21 protein-coding genes are annotated in these 19,633 nt (G+C 34.4%); 13 read left to right on the top strand and 8 right to left on the bottom strand.

What is annotated here, in order from left to right; genetic code table 11:
- Positions 1 to 7: 7 nt before the first annotated feature.
- The 4 genes from PHV22_RS02240 to PHV22_RS02225 all read right to left on the bottom strand — a co-directional run bounded on the left by PHV22_RS02240 (position 8) and on the right by PHV22_RS02225 (position 3,238).
- Entirely contained in the window at positions 8 to 1,408 is a 1,401-nt protein-coding gene (locus PHV22_RS02240; RefSeq protein WP_299945479.1) for a hypothetical protein, read from the bottom strand.
- Positions 1,408 to 1,644: a hypothetical protein gene (locus PHV22_RS02235; protein WP_299945476.1), complete on the bottom strand. Its 237-nt coding sequence runs from the start codon at positions 1,642 to 1,644 to the stop codon at positions 1,408 to 1,410. Before PHV22_RS02235 ends, PHV22_RS02240 begins: the two co-directional genes overlap by 1 nt.
- A gap of 84 nt (positions 1,645 to 1,728) precedes the next feature.
- A complete protein-coding gene (locus tag PHV22_RS02230; RefSeq protein WP_299945473.1) occupies positions 1,729 to 2,109 on the bottom strand; it encodes a hypothetical protein in 381 nt (126 codons plus the stop codon).
- A 163-nt stretch (positions 2,110 to 2,272) separates the two neighbouring features.
- Positions 2,273 to 3,238: a transposase gene (locus PHV22_RS02225; RefSeq protein ID WP_299945470.1), complete on the bottom strand. Its 966-nt coding sequence runs from the start codon at positions 3,236 to 3,238 to the stop codon at positions 2,273 to 2,275.
- 231 nt (positions 3,239 to 3,469) lie between these two features.
- Here PHV22_RS02225 and PHV22_RS02220 point away from each other — a divergent pair, with 231 nt between their 5' ends.
- The 5 genes from PHV22_RS02220 to PHV22_RS02200 all read left to right on the top strand — a co-directional run bounded on the left by PHV22_RS02220 (position 3,470) and on the right by PHV22_RS02200 (position 8,725).
- Positions 3,470 to 4,198 carry an NnrU family protein gene (locus PHV22_RS02220; RefSeq protein ID WP_295021030.1) on the top strand — a complete coding sequence of 243 codons (729 nt, stop codon included), beginning with the start codon at positions 3,470 to 3,472 and terminating at the stop codon, positions 4,196 to 4,198.
- Positions 4,199 to 4,269: 71 nt separating this feature from the next.
- A complete protein-coding gene (locus tag PHV22_RS02215; RefSeq protein WP_295021032.1) occupies positions 4,270 to 5,637 on the top strand; it encodes a TolC family protein in 1,368 nt (455 codons plus the stop codon).
- Positions 5,634 to 6,791, top strand: coding sequence for an efflux RND transporter periplasmic adaptor subunit (locus tag PHV22_RS02210; RefSeq protein ID WP_295021033.1), 1,158 nt, complete (start codon positions 5,634 to 5,636; stop codon positions 6,789 to 6,791). Before PHV22_RS02215 ends, PHV22_RS02210 begins: the two co-directional genes overlap by 4 nt.
- A 3-nt stretch (positions 6,792 to 6,794) precedes the next feature.
- Positions 6,795 to 7,508: an ABC transporter ATP-binding protein gene (locus PHV22_RS02205; RefSeq protein ID WP_299945465.1), complete on the top strand. Its 714-nt coding sequence runs from the start codon at positions 6,795 to 6,797 to the stop codon at positions 7,506 to 7,508.
- The gene (locus tag PHV22_RS02200; protein WP_295021036.1) at positions 7,505 to 8,725 is read left to right on the top strand and encodes an ABC transporter permease; all 1,221 of its coding nucleotides are present in this window, start codon (positions 7,505 to 7,507) and stop codon (positions 8,723 to 8,725) included. Before PHV22_RS02205 ends, PHV22_RS02200 begins: the two co-directional genes overlap by 4 nt.
- Positions 8,726 to 8,751: 26 nt before the next feature.
- Here PHV22_RS02200 and PHV22_RS02195 read toward each other — a convergent pair whose 3' ends face one another.
- Positions 8,752 to 9,147: a hypothetical protein gene (locus PHV22_RS02195; protein WP_295021038.1), complete on the bottom strand. Its 396-nt coding sequence runs from the start codon at positions 9,145 to 9,147 to the stop codon at positions 8,752 to 8,754.
- Between the two features lie 252 nt (positions 9,148 to 9,399).
- On the opposite strand from PHV22_RS02195, the gene PHV22_RS02190 reads away from it, so the two are divergent.
- The 3 genes from PHV22_RS02190 to PHV22_RS02180 are packed head-to-tail and all read left to right on the top strand — an operon-like array spanning position 9,400 to position 9,916.
- The gene (locus PHV22_RS02190; RefSeq protein WP_295021040.1) at positions 9,400 to 9,594 is read left to right on the top strand and encodes a Na+/H+ antiporter NhaA; all 195 of its coding nucleotides are present in this window, start codon (positions 9,400 to 9,402) and stop codon (positions 9,592 to 9,594) included.
- On the top strand, positions 9,537 to 9,734 hold the full coding sequence (locus tag PHV22_RS10180; RefSeq protein WP_367187069.1) for a Na+/H+ antiporter NhaA: 198 nt from the start codon (positions 9,537 to 9,539) through the stop codon (positions 9,732 to 9,734). The genes PHV22_RS02190 and PHV22_RS10180 overlap by 58 nt, the downstream gene beginning before the upstream one ends.
- Positions 9,731 to 9,916 carry a Na+/H+ antiporter NhaA gene (locus PHV22_RS02180; protein WP_295021041.1) on the top strand — a complete coding sequence of 62 codons (186 nt, stop codon included), beginning with the start codon at positions 9,731 to 9,733 and terminating at the stop codon, positions 9,914 to 9,916. The genes PHV22_RS10180 and PHV22_RS02180 overlap by 4 nt, the downstream gene beginning before the upstream one ends.
- A gap of 75 nt (positions 9,917 to 9,991) precedes the next feature.
- On the opposite strand, the gene glyS is transcribed toward PHV22_RS02180, so the two are convergent.
- Complete coding sequence (gene glyS, locus PHV22_RS02175) at positions 9,992 to 12,013, bottom strand: glycine--tRNA ligase subunit beta (RefSeq protein ID WP_295021043.1); 2,022 nt, start codon at positions 12,011 to 12,013, stop codon at positions 9,992 to 9,994.
- A 108-nt stretch (positions 12,014 to 12,121) separates the two neighbouring features.
- On the opposite strand from glyS, the gene PHV22_RS02170 reads away from it, so the two are divergent.
- The gene (locus tag PHV22_RS02170; RefSeq protein WP_295021045.1) at positions 12,122 to 13,759 is read left to right on the top strand and encodes a SulP family inorganic anion transporter; all 1,638 of its coding nucleotides are present in this window, start codon (positions 12,122 to 12,124) and stop codon (positions 13,757 to 13,759) included.
- A 97-nt stretch (positions 13,760 to 13,856) separates the two neighbouring features.
- On the top strand, positions 13,857 to 14,243 hold the full coding sequence (locus PHV22_RS02165) for a class II SORL domain-containing protein (RefSeq protein WP_295021047.1): 387 nt from the start codon (positions 13,857 to 13,859) through the stop codon (positions 14,241 to 14,243).
- A 41-nt stretch (positions 14,244 to 14,284) separates the two neighbouring features.
- Here PHV22_RS02165 and PHV22_RS02160 read toward each other — a convergent pair whose 3' ends face one another.
- Entirely contained in the window at positions 14,285 to 15,853 is a 1,569-nt protein-coding gene (locus PHV22_RS02160; RefSeq protein WP_295021049.1) for an EAL domain-containing protein, read from the bottom strand.
- A 112-nt stretch (positions 15,854 to 15,965) separates the two neighbouring features.
- On the opposite strand from PHV22_RS02160, the gene PHV22_RS02155 reads away from it, so the two are divergent.
- The 3 genes from PHV22_RS02155 (at position 15,966) to PHV22_RS02145 (ending at position 19,271) form a co-directional block, all read left to right on the top strand.
- Positions 15,966 to 16,628, top strand: a complete 663-nt coding sequence (locus PHV22_RS02155) for a uracil-DNA glycosylase (RefSeq protein WP_295021051.1) — start codon at positions 15,966 to 15,968, stop codon at positions 16,626 to 16,628.
- A gap of 268 nt (positions 16,629 to 16,896) precedes the next feature.
- Positions 16,897 to 17,859 carry an SLAC1 anion channel family protein gene (locus PHV22_RS02150; protein ID WP_295021053.1) on the top strand — a complete coding sequence of 321 codons (963 nt, stop codon included), beginning with the start codon at positions 16,897 to 16,899 and terminating at the stop codon, positions 17,857 to 17,859.
- A 233-nt stretch (positions 17,860 to 18,092) separates the two neighbouring features.
- A complete protein-coding gene (locus tag PHV22_RS02145; RefSeq protein ID WP_295021055.1) occupies positions 18,093 to 19,271 on the top strand; it encodes a hypothetical protein in 1,179 nt (392 codons plus the stop codon).
- Here PHV22_RS02145 and PHV22_RS02140 read toward each other — a convergent pair.
- Positions 19,248 to 19,628 carry a YbgC/FadM family acyl-CoA thioesterase gene (locus PHV22_RS02140; RefSeq protein ID WP_295021056.1) on the bottom strand — a complete coding sequence of 127 codons (381 nt, stop codon included), beginning with the start codon at positions 19,626 to 19,628 and terminating at the stop codon, positions 19,248 to 19,250. The genes PHV22_RS02145 and PHV22_RS02140 overlap by 24 nt on opposite strands.
- Positions 19,629 to 19,633 lie beyond the last annotated feature (5 nt).

Genomic DNA, 19,633 nt, shown 5'->3' with positions numbered 1-19,633 from the left:
TTTTAATTTAAAAACCATAACTTCGCCTAGTATCTAAGCGATTAACAAACTCAGGACTAAAGTTTGTATCGTAGAGGGGAGCGACACTATCATAAACAATATCGCTGATATTTTGTTCTAAATGTTTATAGCTTAGAGTATTTAGAACACCGTTTGAAACTAAATAATCAGTGCGTTCAAACCAATCTAACTGCTTATTCATAGAATCTTCAATTAGTGATATATTTTTCTTCTTGAAATTTTCTCTGTTTGCTTCCATAAATGCTCTTGTAATTGTCTCTTGGTCTAGTGAACCGTAATGTTTAGCTACAGTTGAAAAAACGCTCTTTATGCTATTTGTTACATAATCAAATGAACCAGACTTTGGCATATTAAATGCGGTACTAATCTGCTTTGAGTTGTAAGAGTTCCATAGCTTCATATCATCCCAGAACTTAACATTATCAGCACGGTTGAAAATCTTATATATTGCATTTCTTGAAATTATTTTCTCAGTACCATTTTTTAAAGTTCGTTTACCTCTTAAGATGTTGAAAACATCATTGTCAGAAATATCTTTTAATCTAAAATCAGTCATTGAACGATTCCATAAATCAGGAATAGCGTTTAAAAGATTTGAGTAATCATCAAGAGTACTACCATCAGAATTAACAAGCTTTTTTAATTTAGCTCTTCTTATTTGTACCTCAATACGCCAGACTGTAGCGTCAGGGGTGTAATTAAGTTTATGTTCCCAAAGTAGAGTTTTAGCAAAGGCTTTATTTTTAAATTTATTTATCTCAGTAGTTTTATTGTAAACCCTTAAGTGATAATCTCCACCGCCAAAGCTAAAGCCAGAGAAAGAAGTAACACCACCAAAGGCGGAGGCTTTGGAACTATCTGTAATATCCTCATGTGTTTGTGCATTTCGAGACCTTGTTTTTATTTTGAAAAAATCTAAATGCGTAAAGTTATAGCCTTGAATATCAGTTGCTAAATGAATCTCACTTATTGAGATTTTATAATCAGCTAAGATAAAATCACTTATAAATTTATTTACAATTTCTAAGGCTTTGATGTAGCCTTTTCTAGCTAGAAACTCAGCTCTAAACTCTACTTTTACAACTGGACTAGGCATAACCTTATTTTTACTTTTTCTAAGTGCTATAGATACATCATTGTTTGCAATAACTACACTAAAACCAGTTACGGAAGTAGGCAGTATATTAAATTTGTAAGTGCCAAAATCATAGTTTAAAGATTTAGTATCGCCATAATCGTTTCTGATACTTTGAGCTTGTTTTTTTAATGAGATTAAATCATCTAATGCTCTGTTAAATGTATGAAATTTTAAATCATCAATACTGCGTGATATGTAGTAATGAGTTTTTAGAGTGTCAATGTGTTGTGAGATTATGTTTACTGACATTAACTAATCTTTAAAAATTCAGAAATATTTTTATAAGGACAAGAAAAATCATCTTCACAATCATCATCTTTGACAAAATCAGACAAAACAGCAACAATTAAAGAATTCATTGATATAGATTCTTTAATGCATATCTTTTGAATATCATCTTTTAAAGATGAGGGCAACTTCAAACTAAAAGCAGTTTTATCAGCTGAATTTTTTTTAACAGATTCGATTATTTTTAATTTATCCACTTTGAAACCCTTTTGGCACTTTTAATTTTTTGGCTAATTAGACCCCCTTGTTAAACCAGTGGGGGAACACTGGAAATTCTAATTTTAAAGAATTACATACGAGTGAAAAACATCTTGAATCTTTCCAAATTTAAGACCTTTAGCACCAGTAAATAGAACACGCATACCTATTTGTAAATCATCAAACCATTTTTCTTCTACTTGGACATCTAGTTCACCACCCTCAAACGCAAGAACTACATAATAATAAGAGTTCCAATAAGCAGGACTTCCATCTTCATTAAAGATTGGCTCTTTAGTTTGCTTATCAACCTTTGGCTTTGGCTGAGTTTGATTTTTAGCACGAACTTGACCAGCTAGATTAATCTCATTTTTAGAGATTTTTTCCATATATCTTCTTGTTATCTCTTCTACATCTGCGACACTTGTCGGAACTTTGTCAAAATCTTTTATATCATTACTCATTAGTAAACCTTTCTTTTTAAATCTTGAAATGTGTGTTTCTCGATTTTATTGTGTATTGTCTGCCTACAGACAAATGACTCTCTTGCCAAACTACTTTTATTAATTGATTTGCCCTCCTTTAAGAGTTTTAAAAAACCCTTATATATTTGAATATCTACTTTGTTCATAATTTAATTTTTGTATTCTCTTTTAAAGTTCTCTTTGTGTAGTGCGAGAGCTTAATAACTATAGCTTTTAATAGATGAGCCATAACGCTAACTAATGCAACCTTTGAGGGCTTGCCGTTGTCCTTTAACCTTTTATATTTATCTTTTAAAATCTCATTAGTACGAAGAGCAGAGATTGCAGACATATACAACAGTTTTAAGACTTGTGGGTCACCTCGTTTTGAGATTTTGTCTTTTTTATATACAGAAGTACCGCTCTGATATGAGATAGGATTCAAACCGAAAAAAGCGTTTATTTGCTTTAATGTAAATTTGTCGAAATGATCGTAAAGCATAGGGATTAAATAAAGTAGAAGAGAATCGCCTACACCGTCAATATCGTTTTTAACTTGTTTAGCTTCAGGACATAACTTATAGAGTAAATCTATAGTGTTTTTTTGAACTCTGTCTTTAGTAGTTGTAAGATAATCTTTAACATCTTCTAAATCAGTTAAAACAGTGGAAACATCAGGATTTAATTCTATAGCGTGAATTGAGTTTTTAGTTTGTCTTATTTGTTTATCTAACAAAATCAATGATGATAAAATAGGAGTAAATGTGTCACGAATTGGAAACGATAAATAATCAGACAAATCGCCAACTGCTAAAAATTGAGCAATAGCATAGCTATCTGTTTTATCAGTTTTACCATGTAGCGATAAAACTTTCCTAAAATTTGCGATAACGATTGGTTTTAAAATATAAGGGTTAAGTCCGTTACTTGATAGATACCTTTCAAGTTTTTTATGATAATTTCCAGTGGATTCAAATCCTACAGATGTAACTTTAAAATTATTATAAATAACTAGGAGATTAAAAAAACCAATTTCACTATTATCAAAAATATGATAATATGGCTCATTATTTATAAGCAAACAACAGTCAAGAGTGTCTTTTGATACATCTATGCCGAGAATATTCATAGTGAAACCTTATTTTCTATTTGAGCTCTAAGGCTCTGAATTCTGTCAAGGTTTATTTCACCAGCTTTATTTTCCTTAAGAGTTCTAAGACCCTGAATTATATGTAAGCTTTGAATGTGAAATAATAGTAGGTTTTTAAGAGATTTATTAAGAAATTAAATCAAGTTTAAAAACTTGATGAGGATTATAGAAAAATTATATGGTCAATAATTCCGCAATAGAGGTAATCTAATGAAGCATTTAATCATTTTTATATATGGAATTTTTGCTTATCTGTTTGGTCTTTCCACATTGGTTTGGTTTTTGTTATTTGTTGGCTCGTGGGATTTTCTTCCATCACATATTGACTCTATGCAGACAACCTCTTTTGAATCAGCACTGACTATAAATATCACTCTTGTTATTTTATTTGCTCTACAACACTCCATCATGGCGCGACAATCATTTAAAAAGTATATAACAAAGTTTATACCGATATCAGCGGAACGAAGTACATATGTTTTGGTTTCAGGAGTCTTTTTATCTCTAATTTGCATCTACTGGCAAGGCATTGACGGTTATCTTTGGCGAGTGGATAATCAAGTGGGACAGATTATATTGATATCTATCTATATTTTTGGTTGGACATTTTCCGTAGTCTCATCATTTTTAATCAATCATTTTGAACTCTTTGGGCTAGAACAAGTCTATCTAAATCTTAAAAATAGAGTTGCACCAGAAATTACATTTAAAGAGAGCTCTTTTTATAAATTTATAAGACATCCTATACAGCTAGGAACGCTCATTGGAATCTGGGCAACACCAAACATGTCATACACCCACTTGATGCTATCAGTCACTTTCACTAGCTATATCTTTATTGGTTTATATTTTGAAGAGAAAGACTTAGCAAAAACTATTGGCAAAAAGTATGAAGCCTATCAAAAACAAGTACCTATGATAATTCCGTTTATAAAATAAGCATTAAATCTCAACAACTAGAAATTAATATTGTGTTAAAATGAGAAAATTCAGAGTGAGGAGTTATTATATTGGCGCAATATCTAAAAATTTGGCTGTTAGTTGTTTTTTTAATCTCCAAAACATTAGCAGACAGCGATCCTTTTAGTGTCCTAGAGGGACAAAATCCAAACGGTTGCTCTGTCTTGGACTTAAGCCAACCAATTAAACTCGCCGATGCCGTAGCACAGGCACTATGTGCTAACCCTCAAACTCATGTTGCTTGGGCAAATGTCCGTTATCAGTCTGCACTAGTTGGGACTTCTAATACAAATTATTACCCTACCCTAACAGCAAACATTGCCACTTCAGAAAATCACGATAGTGGCAAATCTGTTGGCTCGCCAAACTACTCTAAGCTGAATGGAAATGTGGTATTTAACTATCTTTTATATGATTTTGGAAATCGTGACGCACTTCATAATCAAGCCACATCAGCTATGCTCTCATCTAAAAACAGCTATGAGAGTGCAGTTCAATCTGTTTTTTTTACAACCGTGCAGTCATACTACAATCTCTTTGCTGCACAAGCATCACTAGAAGCGTATATAAGCGCTGAAAATGCTGCTAAAGAGAGCTTAGATGCTGTGCAAACTAAAGTAAAAGCTGGCATAGCTGTTCCAGCAGATAGGCTTCAGGCCCGTGCCTCTTACGCACAGAGCATTTTAACTCGCGTTGGTGCAGAAGGTACGCTTGCTCTTGCTAAAGGAAATTTTGCAGCTGCTTTAGGGTTAGATGCTCAAACTTCTCTTGCTGTTTTACCGCCTCAAAATAGTAAAAACAGTCCTATTCCAGAAAATAGACTTAACGATTTAGTAAGTAAAGCCAAAGAAATGCGTCCTGATTTGGTTGCTGCTCGGTCGGATATTAAAACAGCAGATGCTGCAATCATCGCCGCCAAAACTTCCGCGATGCCAACCATTTCACTAGCTTCATCAGTAAATGCTATGGATACATCAGCTTCTACATCAACAACAAGCTCAAATATAGGCGTTAATCTCTCTTTTCCAATTTTCACAGGATATGCCACAACATACAAAATTGCTGAGGCAAAAGAACAAAAAGGTATCAAAGAAGCATTAGCTAAATCACTTGAAAAACAAGTTACGCTGGATGTTTATACTGCTTACACAAATCTGCTTACTGCAAGCAATCAAGAAGCACTAACCGATGACTTAGTTGTGAGTGCTAGCGCATCTTATGATGTTTCTCTAGGGCGATACAGAGCTGGAGTTGGAACAATTTTAGATGTTGTATCTTCACAGGCACTCTTATCAAGCGCAAAACAGCAAAAAGTTACAACTCTTTATCTGCTTGCCATAGCGCGAATAGCCTTAGCAAGAGCTCTTGGCGATAAAGAGCTAATGAATAATGAACTAAACAAAGAGGTAGGTCAATGAAAAACGCAAGTGTGGCAAAGTGGATGTTAGTCGTCATAATTACGATTTTAGGTGGCTTTGGATATTGGTGGTTTATGATATACAAAGCACCAATTAAAGAACGATTTAAACAGGAGAGCATTGAGCGAGGAGATGTTCTTCAAACAGCTTCAGCCAATGGAACACTCAATCCTGTTGTTCTTGTAAATGTTGGCACACAAGTATCTGGAACAGTAAAAGAGCTTAAAGTTGATTTTAACGATCATGTTAAAAAAGGAGAGGTAATGGCAACCCTTGATCCATCACTTTTTAACGCACAAATTGCTCAAAGTAGTGCCAATGTTGCAAATGCACAATCCAGCGTTGCACTAGCAAGAGCAAACAAAAATCGCTCTCATGAACTTTTTGAAAAAGAGTATATCTCAAGGCAGGATTATGAACACACTCTACAGACACTAGAATCAGCCGAAGCCTCTCTTGCCTTAGCTAAGGCTCAGATGCAACGAGATCTTACCAATAAAAACTACTCTATTATAAAATCGCCAGTATCAGGTGTTGTTGTGGATAGGCAAATTGATGTTGGTCAGACTGTAGCTGCTAGTTTCCAAACACCAACACTCTTTAAAATAGCTCAAGATTTACGAAAAATGCAAATTGATGCTAATTTTGCCGAAGCTGATATTGGTCAAATCAAAGTCGGTCAAGATGTTACTTTTAATGTTGATGCTTTTTCAAATAGAACATTCAAGGGAGTTGTAAAGCAGATTCGTTTAAATGCAACAATTACCTCAAATGTTGTAACCTATGATATTGTCGTCTCCGTAGATAATCCACAACAGATTTTATTTCCAGGAATGACTGCTTATGTGACAGTTATTGAAAATCGCCGCACTAATGTACTGCTTGTTTCGAATGCGGCACTGCGCTACGACCCAGTACCTAATAAAAAAATAGGCAAGAAACAAAATGGATTAGCAGATGCAACAAAAAGGCATGTTTATATTCTTGAAAATGCTCAACCTAAAAAAATCAATATATCTGTTGGCATAACGGATGGAAAATATACAGAAGTAACAGATGGCGCTTTAAAAGCTGGAGACAAAGTGATTGTTGGTGAAAACAAAGATGATAGTGCAAAAGATAATAAAAACAAATCATCATTGAGATTATTCTAGATTATGTCCAATATTATGATTAAAATCAAGAACCTAACTAAGAGCTATTCCACTTTTGCTGGTAAGGTAGCAGTTCTTAGAGGTATTGATTTGGAGGTACAAAGTGGCGAATTTTTAGCGATTATGGGTGCATCTGGATCAGGTAAATCTACCTTAATGAATATCCTAGGATGCCTAGATGCTCCAAGTGGTGGAATTTATGAGCTAAATGGAGTCAATGTACAAAATCTAAATAAAAATGCTCTAGCATCATTTCGAAATCATATAATCGGATTTGTTTTTCAAGGGTTCAATCTTCTTCAGCGCATGACACTGGTTGACAACATCGCTCTTCCACTGGTTTATGCTGGCATTCCAAGAGAGCAACGCAACGAGAGAGCTAATGCTATGTTGATAAAAGTTGGTTTAGAAGGATATGGGACATATCGCCCAAACCAAATCTCTGGCGGTCAGCAACAACGAGTTGCAATTGCCCGAGCTTTGATTAATCATCCAAAACTTATTCTAGCAGATGAGCCTACCGGTAACCTTGACACAAAAACAAGCCAAGAGATTATGGAGTTGTTTAGTGAGCTTAACATAACAGACGGAATTACTGTTATTCTTGTGACACATGAGCTGGATATTGCCCAATATGCGCGACATATTATCCATGTCAAAGATGGACAAATTAATTTTCGTGAACCAACTAAGCGCATGAAAGAGATAGAAAAATGATCTGGTTTATGCTACGCGAAGCATTTGATGCCATGATAGCAAATAGAATGAGATCTTTCTTAACTATGCTTGGGATGATGATTGGCGTTGGCGCAGTTATAGTTATGTCAGCTATTGGAACGGGGGCTCAAGATGTGGTCGAAAAGTCAATCTCTTCTATGGGTAGCAATCTATTTATTGTTCTCTCTGGCTCAACTACATCTGGTGGAGCACGAATGGGAAGCGGTGCTACACCAACGCTCACACTTAGTGATGCAGAGGCAATTGCTGAACTCCCGTCTATCGGAGCAGTCGCACCAATCGCACCTGGGACAGCACAGGTTGTTTATGGTGCAAATAACTGGAGCACAACGATAATTGGCTCAACTCCAAGCGCGCTGATTGTAAGAAATTGGGAGCTAGAATCTGGTTATGCCTTTACAGATGCTGATGTTCGCGGAGCAACTAGAGTCGCTATAGTGGGTCAAACAATAGTTGAAAACTTGTTTAAAGATGAAGACCCAATCGGCAAAATGATCAGAATTAAACAAGCTCCATACCAGATAGTTGGAGTTTTGACTAAAAAGGGGCAGAGCTTAGATGGACGAGATCAAGATGATACAATCTTGGTGCCAGTCACAACAGCACAACGCAAATTATTTGGGTCACAATTTAAAGGAACAGTCCGGCTTATAATGGTTCAAGCTATCTCAGCAGAACAGATGGATGAAACCGAAAAAGCTATGATGGAACTGCTGCATCAGCGCCACCGCATAAGAGATAATGCAGAGGATGATTTCTCTATTAGAAACTTAGCGGCAATGGCTGCTGCTGCGGCTGATACTGCTGAAGTAATGTCACTAATGCTAGGTGCGATAGCCTCAATCTCACTACTTGTGGGAGGCATAGGAATCATGAACATCATGCTTGTCTCAGTAACTGAAAGAACAAGAGAAATTGGCATCCGAATAGCCATTGGCGCACAAGAGAGAGATATTTTACTTCAGTTTTTACTCGAAGCGCTTATGATATCGTTAATTGGGAGCTTGATTGGGATACTACTTGGTGTTGGTGGCGCACTAATAGCTGAGCGTTTTTTCTCAATGTCAGTTATCTTCACCTCACAATCCATCCTAAGCGCCTTTGGAGTAGCTGCAATGGTAGGAATTTTCTTCGGCTTCTACCCTGCCCTAAAAGCCGCTAAAATGGTGCCTATTGATGCGTTGCGTTATCAGTAAAGAGCCAAAGTCTAATTCTTGTTTCTTTATTTAATCAAAAAAGTTTTTAAAAGGAGTTCTTCTACATACTCCTCGGTCTGATACCCATATATCTCTTCAACTATTTCAGATGCTTTTTTATCGTTTGACTTAATCATATATGTCATAGGATATATTATGATTTTAAATCCAAACTCTTTTCTCAATTGTGAAAAAATTTCACTTCCCTTCTCAACTTTAAAAAATTTTATATTTTTGCTATATTTTTCTACAATCTTGCCTTGCAACTCTATTTCATATTTTGTACACCAAGGACATCCCTTTTTTTCAAAAACCAAGAATACTAGGCTATTCTCTTTTAGTTGCGAGAGTGATTTTAAATCTTCAATAGCATTAAGCGGTATATATAAAAACAATAGTATTATCAAAAGTAGTTTTTTCATCTTTTCCCCTTTCTACAATCTACCCTATTTTTGCATATAAACAATTAAAAGAAAGGTAAGTTCTATCAAAAAAGCTCAATATCTTCCCATAAAAAGGTGAAATGCTTACAAAGCAGATTATATACAAGCTCATTTACAAATTAGAATTTAAAAACGATAAGGGAGTCTAGAACTCGATAGCAATTAATATTTAAGATTTTATCCCATTTAACTATATAAGACATAATCAAAACACAAAACAGAGGAGTTACTATGAAACTATACGCGCCTTGGCAGAGGGCTTTTGAGAAAATAGCTACTCCTTTTGAGTGGTTTCTTCATGCTCAAACAACTACTGGGCTTATTTTAATGCTTATGACAGTCGTTGCTTTAATCCTCGTAAACTCACCATTTGCAGATGCTTATCTACACTTTTTTCACATAAAAATAGATATTTTTATAGGATAGTACGGTTCTCAAAAAGTATTCATCACTGGATAAATGATGGACTTATGGCAATCTTCTTTTTTATAATCAAATTAGAAATAAAAAGAGAGATTTCGGTTCCCAATCAGCTAGGCTTGAGCACTCGCTTCATCTTCCTGTGAGTTTAGTAGTTATTCCTATTTTTGCACTCGCCAACACCAGTGTTTCAATCGATTTTTCATCAGCATGCGAGACTCTGCTTCAACCCATCTCTTCAAGAATCATAATCTGGCTTATTTTTGGAAAAGATAGGAATTTTAGCGGCATCTCTACTTGCCGGATTACTTGGTTTTATCTGGCTTAGATATGTTGCAGAAGGCTCAAGCTAGAGAAGTTTTTTACTTCCGAGCTAGAACCCAGAAACAAAAAATAATTACTATTAAATCGTAATCTCTTTAATATCCGCAATCTTTAAAATACTCTTATAGATTGACCCAACAAGCGCTTTTCTGTTGTTTTTAACACTCTCATTTTCAGCATTTACCATAACACTCTCAAAGAAAGTATCGAGCTCAGGCTTAAGTCCCAAAAGTGCATCTAACTCCTCTTCGTAAGAGTTGTATTTAACACTAACGACTTCCTTATATCTTCTATCTAAGCTGCGCTCAGCTTCTTCTTCAAACAATTTTGCATCTACGCTCAAGTCTACCGACAAATCAATATCTTTTGTAATGTTTGATACTCTCTTAAAAGTAGAAAATGCCTCACTGAAGCCTTCGCTGTTTACCATTGTGTTTAGTGCGTATATCTTTTTACCCATAGCAACCAACTCTCGCTCGCCAGTTACAAAAACTGCTTCTATGATAGATGGATTTACTTTATAAAACTGCTTTATCCGCTCTAAGAAAAAGATTTCTAATTTTTTTGTATCAAAATCACTGTAGTTTTTAGACAACAAATCCATAGTTTTAACTATATCAAACTCAAGTTCATACTTCTCTACGATTCTTACCAAACCATTTACGGCACGACGAAGGGCGAATGGATCACGAGAACCTGTTGGGATTTGATTCACACTAAAGAGTCCAAGAAGAGTGTCTAGCTTTAAGCTCATAGCAACAATCGCACTCATGAGGGTTGATGGAAGTGGGCTATCTTCACCATTTGGTAGATACTGCTCTTTGATGGCAAGTGCAACTTCTGCACTCTCACCCTGCTCTAAGGCATAGTAGCAACCCATGATGCCCTGCAACTCTGTAAATTCATAAACCATCTCACTTGTTAAATCAGCTTTGGCGAGCAATACAGCTCTTTGTAGTAAAGAGTTTTCAAAACCGGCTGGTTTGTAGATCTCAAACAACAAATTTGCTATCTTTTTTTCTCTCTCTATCTTGTCAGCCACACTGCCCAAACCATTAAAAAATGCAACTTTTTCAAGCTCTGTGGTGCTTAAACCTTTTTTTAAGTCATTATCATAAAAGAAAAGCCCATCCGACAAACGAGGCCTCAAAACTCTCTCATTTCCCTCTATAACTTTTGAGAAATCATCGGTTAGTGCGTTTGAGACGACGACAAATTTATTTATAAGTTTGCCATCTTTAAAAACTGGAAAATATCTCTGATGCTCTTTCATTGAAGTAATAATAACCTCAGGTGGCAATCTTAAAAATTCTTTATCAAAAGAACCAAGAAGCGGCGTTGGATGCTCTGTAATAGCTACAACTTCTTCAAGCAAATCCTCATCAATTTCTATTTTTATACCATTTTTCTCTTCAAGCTTTGCAAAATCACTTAAAATCTTCTCTCTTCTCTCATCGGCAAAAAGTGTTACTCCACCTTTTTTAAGAAGCTCAAAATAGTCTCTTGCACCACTAACACTAACCGCTTCAAAGTTACTTATACGATGCACAAAAGTAACTTTAGATGATTTTTTACCAAAGAGTTCCATCTCAACAAGCTCATCATTAAGCATCACATTTACCCAACGAATAGGACGGATAAAACTCTCTTTTAAACTTCCCCATCTCATAGATTTACCAAAATCAAGTGATTTTATCCACTCATCTATTATCGTTGGCAAAAGCTCTACTGAGGGCGCTCCTTTTAACTCTTTTTTATAGTAAATAATCTCTCTACCATCTTTTACTGTAGTGGATATTTCACTCATCAAAACGCCACACTTTTTAGCAAAACCAAGAGCCGCAGGTGTTGCCTCACCATCTTTAAACGCTACTGCAACTGGAGCGCCGAAAAACTCTTCCACACTATCATCTTGCAGAGTTTTAAACTCTCTATGCCAAAGCACCAAACGGCGTGGTGTGTAGTGAAACTCAAACTCGCCCAAAAGAGACTGTTTTTCTAAAATATCTACATACCTTTTTTCTATATTTTTTAGCTCTTTTAAAAGTGGAACGGCTGGTAGTTCTTCTACGCCGATTTCAATAAGTAATGATTTAAACATTTGCACTCTTTCATATTAATTACGCGATTTTACCTACTGTTTAGTTAAAAAATACTGTTTTTTGAGACAGGAGTGATACAATTCTAATTAAAAAAAATAGGTACAAAAATGAAAGAAATCTTTCAGCCAAAACTTTTCACTCTACTAAAAGAGGGCATCTCAAAAAAGCAGATAGTCTCAGATATATTTGCAGGAATCATAGTTGGTATTGTAGCGCTTCCCTTGGCTATTGCTTTTGCGGTGGCTAGTGGAGTCTCTCCAGAAAAAGGTCTTGTGACAGCAGTCATCGCTGGTTTTATCATATCTTTTTTAGGCGGAAGCAGAGTTCAGATTGGCGGTCCAACGGGTGCTTTCGTCATAATCATTTACGCGCTAGTTGAGAAATATGGCATCGATGGGCTTATAATCTCAACTATTATGGCTGGAGTTATCTTAGTGATTTTTGGATTACTAAGGCTTGGTGCGCTACTTAAGTACTTTCCATATCCGCTAATTGTTGGTTTTACAAGCGGTATCGCGGTCGTAATTTTCTCAACACAAGTCAAAGATGCACTTGGGCTAAATATAAACAAATTACCATCAGAATTCTTGCAAAAATGGGGCGTTTATCTCTCAAATATCCAAGATACAAATCTTTACGCACTTGCAATCACAATCGTAACCATCCTCATTGTTATCTACTCTAAACATCTAACAACAAAGGTTCCAGGCTCTTTTGTGGCGATAATTGCCATAACCTTAGTCGTTACAATTCTTGATATTCCAGTCTCAACAATAGAATCTTTTTTTGGAATAATTCCAAACAACATCAGCTTCACTCTGCCCCATTTAGATTTTAGTAACCTCTCCATGTATATTGCCCCTGCCCTCACCATAGCGCTTTTGGGTGGCATAGAGTCTCTACTCTCGGCGGTTGTTGCAGATGGCATGATAAGCTCAGTTCATCGCTCAAACACTGAATTAATTGCACAAGGTATAGCAAACATAATAACACCATTTTTTGGTGGGATACCAGCAACTGGAGCAATTGCAAGAACTGCCACAAATGTCAAAAATGGTGGAAGAACACCCATAGCGGGGATGGTTCACGCACTAACACTTCTTCTAATTATGCTACTTTTTGCTGATTACGCAAAACTAATCCCGATGTCATGTTTAGCTGGAATCCTTATCGTGGTTGCCTACAACATGAGCGAATGGCGCTCTTTTGTCTCAATTTTAAGGGCTTCTCCGTTTGATGTGGTTGTTCTTTTGGCAACTTTCTTCTTGACGGTATTAGTAGATTTGACTATTGCCATAGAAGTTGGAGTTGTTTTAGCATCGCTGCTATTTATGAAAAGAATGGCAGATATTGAGACTATACTTCCAAATGAAGAGCGAAGTGAGCATGTGGAAAATTACTCAAATATTCCCAATGGTATCGCTGTTTATGAGATAGGAGGACCACTATTTTTTGCATCAGCAAAACAGTATGCGCAAACAATAAGAGACATAGGTTTTTCAAGCAAAATCCTAATCATTCGTATGCGCCTTGTTCCGTTTGTTGATGCCACTGCCCTTAATAATCTAAAAGAGACCATTAGAACACTAAAAAATGCCGGAATCATTGTAGTTATGTCAGGAGTAAACTGTGGAGTTTATAAAGATTTAGAACAAAACCACATAGCTACACTTATAGGTAAAGAAAATATTCTTAAAACTTTTGAAGAGGCTCTCTCATACGCAAAGAGCATACTAAAAAATTAATCTTTTCTTAAACAAGATAAATACGCTCTTGTTTATGTTTGTGTAAAAGTTTTTATAGTTACAATATCACAATTTAAAAACATTAAAAGGATTAAAAATGCCAACAATCAACCGTTATGTAGATATTGACACAGTAGAAAGAGAAAGTAAAAAAGATTATATTGACCGTCACTCACCATTTATTCACTGTGAGAGCAGTGCTAAAGAGGGAGAGATGTTTAGCGTAACTGTAAAAATGGGTAACGAATACACTCATCCAGATGATTTTGACCACTACATAGCAAATGTAGCTCTTTACAATGGCGAAACTCTTTTAGCTCGTGCTGATTTTGTTGCTGGAACTCTAGCAAATATGAAAGCTCATGCAACGGTTACTTTCAACATTATTCCAACAGGAAGCAAGTTAAAACTAACTGCTCAAGCATACTGCACAAAGCACGGTATCTGGGAATCAACTCCAGTTGTTGTAGAAGTAACTAAATAATTACTACCTGCCTTGGATTTAACTCCAAGGCAAAATAAAAACTACTTTAAACTCACAGATGGTGAATCTATATAAAACCCTTGCGAATAATTAACCCCCGCGTTTCTTACAATATCAAAAACAGTGCTTGAGTGGACATACTCGGCAATAGTTTTTATCCCGAGCTTATTTGCAAATTCAACAATTGTCTCTACAATAAAAAGTGAACTTGTGTCAATATCTATATTTTGAATCAAAGTACCATCAATCTTTATATAATCTGGATTCATCTGAGTTAGATATTTAAAATTAGAATATCCACTTCCAAAATCATCAATAGCTATCTTAGCCCCATATCTTCTAACTTCAGATACAAATCGCTCAACTCTTACAAAATCTTCTATAGCATCTGACTCCAACAACTCAAATACCACTCTGTTTGAAGCTTTTGAATTTTTTAATTTTTTTACTATAAATTCAAATAGCTCATAACAAACAATATCTTCAATAGAGAGATTAATACTAAATTCAAACTCATTATTCTCGAAAGTCTCAAATGACTTATCTATCATAATCTTTGTTATATCTTTATAGAGCTTTATCTTTTTTGCAACAGGTATAAATAGCGTTGGTGATATGATTTTTTCATTTTTATCAACCAATCTTGCCAGACACTCATATTTTGATATTTCACCAGTTCTACTATCTACTATAGCTTGAAAATATGGAATGATTCTTGAGTTTACAACGGCATCTCTGATGATACCCGAGAGCATTAAATTTCTCTCATAATCATTCTCAAAATTCATCCGATTTTCATATATCCAAAAATCTTTTCCACTCTCTTTTGCATACTTTAATGCCATTGATACTTTTGAGAAAATATTTGTTTTGTCAGCATTTGCACACGATGCAAGAGTAAAATCAATATATATTTTTATATCCTGATACTCAATAACAATATTTTTTAATTTTTCATAAAGAGAACTTAAATACTCTTTTAACTCATAGAATCCTATGTTTTCATCCATTATAAAAGCAAATTCATCACCAGAATATCTGTATAGAGTGTGTTGTGGTAAATTCTTTTTAAGATACTTTCCAACATGCTCGATAACATAATCACCAATTATATAGCCATAGAAGTTATTTACCATTTGAAAGTTATCTATATTAAATATTACTAACGCAAAATTTTGCCTATCATCTAAATCACTTCTTAGCTTATATACATTTGGAAGATTTGTTAGATGATCCGTAAAATATCTGCTAAAAATCTCATCTCTATATTTTTCTATTATTAAGTCTTTATTTTTTGTCTGTACAAAAAGTTTTTGAAGCAAGTCATGGTTAATATCTTCTATATTAAGCAAGCTATCCAATGAGTAGAGAACTAAATTTGTTTGATTTCTGTTTTCGTGTTTTAGAAGTACTATCTGTGAATTTTGCAGTTTCTTAGAGATAGCATCTTTTAAATTTTGAACTAAAACAGTATTGTGTATAAAAGAGACTATGTGAACAAGAACTCTCTTGTTTTGAAAAATTTCGATACTTTTAATAACACTATCTATATCATTTGATGAATTTAATATAAATTCACTAATCTCTATTTCACTATTATCTAAACTCAAAAAATACTCCAAATAAACACGCGTTACACCATTCTATCAAAAAATTATAAAGTTGCTTTTAATCGCTCTTTAAATAAACTTCCTATCTTACTTCAGTTTCAAAAGGTTACTATTGAAATCATTTCAAAATCTACTTCTACTTCAAAATTTATATAGATTAAGAGCTGTTGGATATGAATATAGTGACTCATTTTTTATCAATCAAAAAAGCATCAATAAAACAGCTCTCACCATCGATGAACTAAACAAAGAGATCTCAACATGTCATCTATGCGACTTAAGCAAATCAAGAACTCAAAGCATGAGCGGATATGGCAATCCTAACGCTGAGATAATGATAATTGATTATACCGTTTCAGCAAATGAAGACAATACAAACTCATACTACTGTGGCAGATCTGGAGAGGTTTTAAAAAATATGATTCAAAATGTTTTATGTCTATCAATAGAAGATATATATTTTACCCATGCTGTAAAATGCAAACCACTAGGCTCAAATATGCCATCAATTTCGGAATGGGACTCATGCAAAAACTATCTTCTTAGACAGATAGAGTTTATAAAGCCAAAAATAGTTGTAACACTAGGTGAAGAAACATACGCCAAAGTTACATCTGAGAATAATAACTTTCAAAGCGTCAGAGGACATGTTATAGATTTTAAAGAGTATAAACTCATACCAATCTACCATCCAAATCATCTTCTTAGAAATCCTAAAGATAAAATGGTTGCATTTAATGATCTAAAAACTATAAAGAGCTGTTTGGTAAATTAAAACGAGGCTAACTACAACTAGCCATAATCCAGACCGCTGAATCCACTCTTTTTTTGGCTTTGTCTTTTTCTAATATATAGAAAAAAGTAATATATCTGAGTGCTCAATCTTCATAATATGCTCCTTAAATTATAATTTTTTATCGACAAACAATAGACATTTCTTAGTGCCATCTATAGGGAAAAGATTTTTATTTTAGTATTGACATTTATTATAAATTTCACTATTATTTATAATAATTATAATTTTTAATGATTAAGGATTCTAAATGGAGAGTGTAATTGAGCTAAATAGACTAAAATTTTTTCCAGTTATGATGTTTGCCATAATCATGGGACTAAGTGGTCTTACCATAACATATCAAAAAGCTGCTCTATGGCTTGGCTTTCCCTCTTTGATAGGTGAAATTTTAATCTATTTTACAACCGCTATCTTTCTAGTTGTTTTATCAATCTATCTAAAAAAAGCGCTTAAATACAAGATGGCTGTAATAAACGAGTTTTCTCATCCAGTAAGAATAAACTTTTTTGCAGCTATTTCAATCTCCATGTTGATGCTAGCCATTATATACAAAGAAGAGTTCTCTTTTGTAAGTGCCATTTTTTGGTATCCTGGAATGCTTTTACACTTCTATCTAACCATGTATACCATCTCTTTTTGGATAAATAAAAATCAACAACTAGACCACTCAAACCCTGCTTGGTTTATTCCAATTGTTGGAAATCTTTTGATTCCCGTTGGTGGCATTGGATTTGTTGATATTGATGTTTTGGTATATTTTTTCAGTGTTGGAATTTTCTTTTGGGTTATCCTCTTTTCTGTAATACTTAACAGAATAATTTTTCATAATCAACTAGCCGTAAAGTTTATGCCGACACTTTTTATCTTGATTGCACCTCCAGCAGTTGGCTTTATATCCTACTTTAAAATATTTGGAATTGTTGATACTTTTGCTCTTGTACTGTTTAACCTTGCTCTATTTTTTACACTTTTGGTTCTGTTTATGTATAAAAATTTTATAAAAATAAAGTTCTTTATCTCGTGGTGGGCTTTTGTATTTCCAGTAGCTGCAATGACAATAAGCACCATGTTGATGTATCACATAAAAGGATCTCTATTTTTGGAAATTTTATCCTATGTAATGGTGACCGTTACAACTATAATTATACTAATCGTTACATATCAAACAATTGTGCATATTGGCAAAAAAGAGATTTGTATTCAAGAGTAGAACTTTAAAAGAAAAAACACTGTTTATGGACAGATGTCCTATTTTTGTGTTAAGTTTTTAAACAATTAGATGTGACGCTCAAATTGATTCTAAGTTCATGATGGCTATAATAATCCATAATAAAATATCCATACTTTATTCATAAATTACTTTTCAAAGCATGGATTTAAAGCTTTAAAATTCTCAGCATAGACTTGCGTTAAGAATTTAAACAAAACCATAAAAGGTCGTCTATGATAAAGAAACAGCTACTATTTATTCTGCTTCCATTCCTGCTCTTTGGTGCTCCAGAAGGTGAAACAAAAGCCAAAGCAGATACAAAACCAAACATTGTAATAAAAAGAGTGGGAAATATCTCTCAACAAAAAAAACTCCCAGAAACAAAGCAAGAGACAAAACTAACAGAATCTGAACAAAAACTTAATATCAATTTACTAGAATCTAAGTCAAAAGTTTGCTCTTCACTAAAAATAGCAATGCTGTTACCATATAAAAAAATAGGGAGATATGCTTCATCAACAACAAATGCCTCATTGGCGTATTTAGTATCAAAAAATAGACCTTTTGAACTAAAAGTTTACAAAATTGAAAATGAGAGTTTTGAAGAGATATCAAAAGCATTTAAAAAGATAAAAGATGATGATTTTTGTTATGTAGTTGCTACGCTGACACAAGAAGGTGCGGATGTTGTTGCTAAAGTCAATCCAGATATTACAGTATATTTTCCAGCTATAAATAAAAAAGATGCAACAAGTAACTCGAAGTATCTATACTACGGAGGAATCGACTACAGGGCACAAAGCGATATGCTTTTAAAGTATGCAAAATCTCCGCTTATTATATTTCATGATGAGTCAAGTGTTGGTAAAAAACTCTCTTTCTATCAAGAGAAGAAAAATGGTGAGCTATACAAAAAATCAACCACAACCCAGTATCTGGTTCCAGAAAAAACAACGGCTCTAGACAAACAGCTTAGCAACAACAGAAGCATTCATAACAGTTCAGTCATACTAAACACTCCGATTGTAAAAAGTGGAATGATTGTCTCTCAATTGACACTATTTAATACAGATGCAGTAAATATCCTCTCCACTCAAACGAACTACAACCCGCTACTGCTCTCAATGACGCAGTATCAGGACATAAAAGATATGATAATAGCAAACTCAATCACCCAAAGCAGAGATGTTCTTATAGAGACAAATGCGCTACTTGATAATGATATATTGTATGATTGGATAAACTACACAACTACGGTTGGCGTAGACTTTATTTACAATACCGTATATAAAGAAGATAGAGAGTACGACATAGATGTCATAAACAACCAAATAGTCTATCCGATAGAGCTATTACAGCCATCTTTCACAACCTTTAAACCATTTATATCAGACATCAAAGAGATTCAGTAACATCTCTTTAACACCAGATGTAATCTTTTGGGGCTTTGCCTCATGCGATACATAGGCTAAAACAATCTTTAATTCAAATATTTTTTTATTATCTTTTAAAACAACCTGCAAGAGCTCAAACGAAGCATTTCTCATCTCTTTAAGTACGGTTGCAACTTCAAGCTCATCACCAAACTTCGCACTACTTATGTAGTTTGCCTCTAACTTTTTTGCCACAAAATGACCACTCTCCAAGATGGGATTCAAACCTTTTTTAAAAAATATATCACTCCTAGCTCTTTCACAAAAGTTAAGATAGTTTGAGTGATACACAACGCCACCAACATCGGTATCCTCGTAATAGACTCGTATTTGCACTCTAT

This window comes from Sulfurimonas sp., assembly GCF_028713515.1.
Taxonomy (GTDB): Bacteria; Campylobacterota; Campylobacteria; order Campylobacterales; family Sulfurimonadaceae; genus Sulfurimonas.
The sequence above is the reverse complement of the archived record's forward strand: the minus strand, read 5'-3'. Positions and strand labels throughout refer to the sequence as shown.

Excerpts from the sequence above, each read along its gene's own strand:
- PHV22_RS02195 (WP_295021038.1), bottom strand. The coding sequence starts at position 9,147 with ATGAAAAAACTACTTTTGATAATACTATTGTTTTTATATATACCGCTT.
- PHV22_RS02170 (WP_295021045.1), top strand. The coding sequence starts at position 12,122 with ATGAAAGAAATCTTTCAGCCAAAACTTTTCACTCTACTAAAAGAGGGC.
- PHV22_RS02145 (WP_295021055.1), top strand. The coding sequence starts at position 18,093 with ATGATAAAGAAACAGCTACTATTTATTCTGCTTCCATTCCTGCTCTTT.
- PHV22_RS02150 (WP_295021053.1), top strand. The coding sequence starts at position 16,897 with ATGGAGAGTGTAATTGAGCTAAATAGACTAAAATTTTTTCCAGTTATG.
- PHV22_RS02190 (WP_295021040.1), top strand. The coding sequence starts at position 9,400 with ATGAAACTATACGCGCCTTGGCAGAGGGCTTTTGAGAAAATAGCTACT.
- PHV22_RS02220 (WP_295021030.1), top strand. The coding sequence starts at position 3,470 with ATGAAGCATTTAATCATTTTTATATATGGAATTTTTGCTTATCTGTTT.
- glyS (WP_295021043.1), bottom strand. The coding sequence starts at position 12,013 with ATGTTTAAATCATTACTTATTGAAATCGGCGTAGAAGAACTACCAGCC.
- PHV22_RS02240 (WP_299945479.1), bottom strand. The coding sequence starts at position 1,408 with ATGTCAGTAAACATAATCTCACAACACATTGACACTCTAAAAACTCAT.
- PHV22_RS02210 (WP_295021033.1), top strand. The coding sequence starts at position 5,634 with ATGAAAAACGCAAGTGTGGCAAAGTGGATGTTAGTCGTCATAATTACG.
- PHV22_RS02230 (WP_299945473.1), bottom strand. The coding sequence starts at position 2,109 with ATGAGTAATGATATAAAAGATTTTGACAAAGTTCCGACAAGTGTCGCA.
- PHV22_RS02225 (WP_299945470.1), bottom strand. The coding sequence starts at position 3,238 with ATGAATATTCTCGGCATAGATGTATCAAAAGACACTCTTGACTGTTGT.
- PHV22_RS02205 (WP_299945465.1), top strand. The coding sequence starts at position 6,795 with ATGTCCAATATTATGATTAAAATCAAGAACCTAACTAAGAGCTATTCC.
- PHV22_RS02200 (WP_295021036.1), top strand. The coding sequence starts at position 7,505 with ATGATCTGGTTTATGCTACGCGAAGCATTTGATGCCATGATAGCAAAT.
- PHV22_RS02165 (WP_295021047.1), top strand. The coding sequence starts at position 13,857 with ATGCCAACAATCAACCGTTATGTAGATATTGACACAGTAGAAAGAGAA.